Origin of the sequence: Staphylococcus sp. EG-SA-14, from assembly GCF_017151935.1 — a bacterium.
GTDB lineage: Bacteria > Bacillota > Bacilli > Staphylococcales > Staphylococcaceae > Staphylococcus > Staphylococcus aureus.
Genome location: NZ_JACVZM010000102.1, coordinates 1 through 248, shown reverse-complemented (window position 1 = coordinate 248; position 248 = coordinate 1). Strand labels below are relative to the sequence as shown.

The 248-nt window shown below is 33.5% G+C and carries 2 pseudogenes; one reads left to right on the top strand and one right to left on the bottom strand.

The window, feature by feature from the left end:
* Window positions 1–136: pseudogene (locus IDG63_RS14825) on the top strand (lipase-like domain-containing protein); the annotation flags it as partial.
* On the opposite strand, the pseudogene IDG63_RS14495 reads toward IDG63_RS14825, so the two are convergent.
* Window positions 122–248: pseudogene (locus tag IDG63_RS14495) on the bottom strand (lipase-like domain-containing protein); the annotation flags it as partial. The pseudogenes IDG63_RS14825 and IDG63_RS14495 sit on opposite strands and share 15 nt — an antisense overlap.

Here is a 248-nt window from a genome sequence, read left to right as displayed (position 1 = left end):
AAAAGAATGGCGAGAAAACGATGGTTTAGTATCCGTTATTTCTTCTCAACATCCATTTAATCAAGCTTATACAAAAGCGACAGATAAAATTCAAAAAGGCATTTGGCAAGTGACGCCTACAAAACATTTTACCGATATCAAATACAATTTGTCTCACTAAAGCTTCATTACCAGCTAAATCTGATGCGTGTGTACCATTATGTGGTGTTCCTAAAGTAGTAATTGATGAAATCATATTGTCATGATTA